General features: G+C 67.1%; 3 protein-coding genes. 2 read left to right on the plus strand and 1 reads right to left on the minus strand.

Annotation, left to right across the window (positions count from 1 at the left end):
• Positions 1-488: 488 nt before the first annotated feature.
• Complete coding sequence (locus tag VFX99_RS12415; RefSeq protein WP_329666603.1) at positions 489-1,703, minus strand: hypothetical protein; 1,215 nt, start codon at positions 1,701-1,703, stop codon at positions 489-491.
• 477 nt (positions 1,704-2,180) lie between these two features.
• Here VFX99_RS12415 and VFX99_RS12420 point away from each other — a divergent pair, with 477 nt between their 5' ends.
• Both VFX99_RS12420 and VFX99_RS12425 read left to right on the plus strand, forming a co-directional pair.
• Complete coding sequence (locus VFX99_RS12420; protein WP_329666604.1) at positions 2,181-3,278, plus strand: hypothetical protein; 1,098 nt, start codon at positions 2,181-2,183, stop codon at positions 3,276-3,278.
• A 1,154-nt stretch (positions 3,279-4,432) separates the two neighbouring features.
• Positions 4,433-4,708 (plus strand): hypothetical protein (locus VFX99_RS12425; RefSeq protein ID WP_329666605.1); only part of this gene is annotated, 276 nt, incomplete at its 3' end.

The following is a 4,708-nucleotide window of genomic DNA, read 5'->3' on the forward strand; positions in this document are numbered from 1 at the left end:
TCTGATCAGATGGCCCGCGTCCATCGCGGACGCCGTGAGCGTCGAATTCCGGTCGGAACGAGTGAGCGCTACGCGAGGCACGCCGGACAGGACAAGGCTGCAGGCCACAGGTAAGTGGTGGCGGTGACCAGGGGCGGGGTCGAACCGCCGACCTTCCGATTTTCAGTCGGATCGTTCGCGCAGGTCAGACCAGGTATGGGTGCCGTTCGTGCGCCACGTGCAACAAGTGATCTGCCGGGGGCCCATGGACTCTGGCCGCGTCACACCGCCCAGATTGATGCACCATGCGAGACGACCGATCAGCAGCACGAGTGCGGGAGGGCAGGTGGTCTGTGCGATCGGCGAAACTCGCGCCGAGTACGAACAACTCCCGCCGCCCCACCCTGGCTGTCCGAGCCGTCCCCGTAGAGAGCGTCGCCCTTCTTGGGTCCCCTCGGGAAAGCACGGTCACTCGCGGCGCGGCTCGAGTGGCGGCAAGCGGGGCCACGTCAGTGGCGCCAGGTGCCCTTCAGGTAGGCGCGGGCGCCCCACGCGAACAAACGGTTGCGATCGGCATGCCCGAGCGCCGCCGTCTTTGCGCGAAACTTCAACATTCGCAAGCCGGACGCCAGCCCCCACCTGCCCGCCTGAACCGGCTCCTCGTGCGTCCTGAACTTCGCCCACAATCGCCCATGGTCGCGGCTGAGAGCCGCGAGTGCGGTGATAGCGGCGTCCGCCACGGTGGCGTCCGCCACTCCCTCCACCCTTGGATGGCCGTCTTGGTCGCCCCGTGGCGTCAGTTCGTCGAGCGAGCCAACAAGCGGGTAGCCACGGTCGCGGATCAAACAGCGCCACGTCTGAGTGCGCTCGTCAACCCATGAGCGTTCGGTGGGCGGCAGTCGCACCGGCTTCATCGGCCGGTCCTCGAATGCGGACCGTAGAACCCCCGTGAGGTAGAGGCGGTGATTCTCTTTGAGGCCCACCTGAGCGTTAAGCCGTCTCACGACTTCGACTTCAGCCCCGCCGGGCGAAGCATTCGCCCGTCGAGGAAGGCGCAGCAACCCGTCCGGCGCACCGATCACCGAGCCGAAGCGGTCCTCCAGGGGCCAGGGATCGCCCCACCGTGGCACCACGACGATGCGAAAGTCTGCTACTGACACGCGGCGTCCCCACGCATCCAGGACGCGTGAGAGGTCCTCGCGCAACCAGAACGCCACACCCACAGATGCTGGCTCCCCCGCGGGATCTCGCACTGCTGCCAGGAACTGCTCGAGCGTCTCGGTACGTCCCGTCATCACGCTTTGTTGCCAGGACGAGATGAGCACCGAGCCAAGTTCCCGCACGGTGACGACCACGACGAGTCGGCGCGGCGCAACTGCGCTCACCAAGCGCCTGACATGGCCGGGCCGGGCGAGCGCCAGCATCTCTTCCGAGCACACGACGGTCTTGGTGCGCGAGGTCGCGATCCCGGCCGCCCAAGGCTCAAAGGCCCCGGCCACTCCAGCGTTGTCCCCGTGGCCAATGCGCCGGCCCATGAGGTCGTAGACGGCACGACGGGTGTCTCGGCGCGATTGCCCCGCCACGTCGATCCCGTGACTGAGCAGCGGTTCACGACACTCGTGCAGCGCCCTCTGGATGGTCGTGGTGCCGGTCTTGCCCAGTCCGATATGGACATACACGGGATCGCTCATCGGATGGTCGCTCCTCGAGGTGACGCGGCTCATGCTAATCCGCCGACCACGAGTCAGAAGAGGTCGGGCGCCCGCCCTACGAGCGTGATCGCCTCCACCGTGACTCGTCATCGACCCAATAGCCCGACGCCGTACTCCCATCCCCCTCCGCGGTCAGACCGAGTTGGCCGGCCGGCCGAGCAGACGTTCCTCGGGATGACTGCGCACGGAGGTACGACCACAAGTCCACGCGCACAGAATGAGTCGGTGCGCGTCCGCACCTCGGCAGAAGGGTGCGCTTGAAGCGCCCTCGCTGGCTGCATCCAACCACCGCGTGACGGACGCACTCAGCTGTCGATGCGCGTGCGCCGCTGGTTCCTGTCGCCGTGGCTGCGCAAGCCGATCCGGTAAGTGGCGCCTGACCTATCCCCCTTTCTGGGTGAGAGGTCTCGTCAACCGGTGCGACGCCGCTTAGCGTGGCAGTTTGAACGACCTGGTCCACACGCCTAGGTCCCCACAAAGGAGAAGCGCGTGATCAAACCAACCCGAGTGATCGTGGCGCTCGTCGCCGCGACGTTCCTTCCTCTCGCAGGATTGAGCACGGCCGCTACCGCGGCTACCCCGACACCGGCGGCCACCCAGCGGCACCTCGTCGAGATCCCGGCGCAAGCAGCGGTCGCGCAAGCGGTGGCGCCCAGCGAGTGCGCGACCACCCTGCTCGGCGACTACGTCGACCAGCTGATCGGGGCGATGACCCTGGAGCAGCTCCTGTTCCTGATCGAGCACCAGAACACGCTGCTCAGCGTCCCGACGTACGACGCCCTGTTCTTCGGCACACAGGGCGACCCCGACTACGCCTTGGAGTCCCACGCCCGGCAAATCACCAACACGTTCCGCGACCTCCAGCGGTTCTGGGACATCGACTCCTCCGACATCCAACTGATGGCCATGCACGGTGACGTGCTGCTCGACGCCGACCGCATCGCAGCAACCCTGACCGCGATGGTGGCGACCGGCGTGACGGAGCCGATGACGCCCGCCGAGATCGAGGCGGAGGCCGAGGAGGTCGCCACTTTCATGCAGGAGCAGGGCGACTTCTACGACAACCCGTTGTGGACGCTCAACGCCTTCGCGTTCAGCGGCGAGGGTGAGAGTGACCCCTTCATTGCGGCGCTGCCCGACAAGCTCGTGATGGGTGACGGCATCATCGAGTTCTACGACGCCATCGGCCTCGGCGATGTCGGCGTGCGCGTGATCATGGCGCACGAGTTCGCCCACCACGTCCAGTTCGAGCTCGGCGTCTTCGACACCGGCCCGACCGACCCGGCCGAGGCCACCCGCCGCACCGAGCTCATGGCCGATGCGATGGCTTCCTACTTCGCCACCCACAAGAAGGGCCTGGCCCTGAACAGCAAGCGGGTCGCCGACGCCCTGCTGAGCTTCTACACCGTCGGCGACTGCTACTTCGATGACCCTGGGCACCACGGGACCCCGCTGCAGCGCCAGCGCGCCGCGGACTGGGGTGCAGACCTGGCAGCGGCCGCCAAACCACGCAGCTACGTCCTCCCCGCGGAGACCTTCGTCGGACTGTTCGAAGCAGCGCTTCCAGGCATCATCTCCGGAAACTGACACCACTCACTCTGAGTGACACCAGCGCCGCCCCGGGCCTGACGGCTCGGGGCGGTGCCCTACGTCCCAGGCGCTGTCACGCGTCCTGACGGCTGGAACCGGCCACCGGCGTGGCCACATGTCCATCGATGGGCGCTTCCGATTGCTGACGGCAAACCCCCTTCGACGCCGCGAGTCGGCTCAGCGGATCCGTTCCATCAGGTACGCACCAGGACCGGCGGGATCGGCGACAATGCAGAAGATCTCGTTCCCAACGCCGTGTAGAAGCGGACCCGGTCAGGCGCGCACTCAAGGACCGGCTTCGCTGAGTCCTCCGCCAACAAGCCCGCCGCAACTGACTCAAGCAGCCGACGTCCCTATGCCGAAACTGTGGAGCGCCGGCTCAACTGCCGCCTTCTCCATCCACGCGTGCCTACCGAGCAGCGCATGTACCTGGGCAATGTTCTGGTGGAACTTCCAGTCGATGGCGAGCTGATGACTGTCGGGCCGTGGCTCGCGCCCCAGCAACTGACACAGACGGCATCGCCCCGGGGTGCTTCCCATCACCACGCCAGCGAGCACCTCGCCCACCCGGGCTCCCAGGGCGATCGTGGACTCCTCACTCCGCACCGACGAGTAAAGGTCCCAGGACCCGCCCCAGCGACTAAGGAGCGGTTGGCCGTACATCTCGATGGTGAACGGCTCGTTGACGAAGGCCCGATGGAGCAATGCGCGGGCGGCGGCCCATTCATCCGCGGCGAGAGGCCTACCGACAGCTCCACGTGCCGTAGTGTCCCGCAGCATCCCCGGCCCGGCCCCCTGTCCACGGTCGCGCCGACCTCGACCTGCGTCTAACCGCCGCGAGTCGGTGCCGACACGGCGTCCCCGCATCTCGATGATCTGTTCCTGGACCTAGCGCTCCTGCTGGCCTCGTGTCGGCAAGACGATCCGCTCCCTCGTTGGGCCCGCAACGCGTTCGAGCGCGCCGTCGGTGCCCAGTCAAAACAACCACGAACGCGTGTTGGGATCGGGACCGATCGCGGCTCGAGGTCATCATGCTGAGCAGAACATGACCGGGGTTCGACCTGCTGCTCGCGGCGACATGGCTCCACCACCGGGGCCTCGCCGCCACCGCGCCACCCCTCAAGTGGAACCACGTCCTCGACTCCGACCTGATGGGTGCCTGGAACCAGCACCACGACACGGTGGGCGGGCTGCCGTTCGACCTGTGGGCGCATCCCCGGTTCACGGTCCTGGCCCGCCACGATGGCGATGAACTTGCGGGAGGGGCGATCCTCCACGACGCAGGGAAGGTCGTAGGGCTCTCCAACACCTGGTCCTCCGACGACATCCCGGTCGATCCGCGCGAGCTGCTCGAACTCGCGGCCGAGATCCACCCGGGTCGGGCCGTCGTCGGCTATGCCTGGGGTGCGGGCCTCCAGACCATGCTG

The sequence above is a fragment of the Microbacterium sp. genome (assembly GCF_036277215.1).
Taxonomy (GTDB): domain Bacteria; phylum Actinomycetota; class Actinomycetes; order Actinomycetales; family Microbacteriaceae; genus Microbacterium.

Bases quoted from the DNA above. Each gene is read 5' to 3' on its own strand.
- VFX99_RS12415 (WP_329666603.1), bottom strand. From the start codon at position 1,703: ATGAGCCGCGTCACCTCGAGGAGCGACCATCCGATGAGCGATCCCGTG.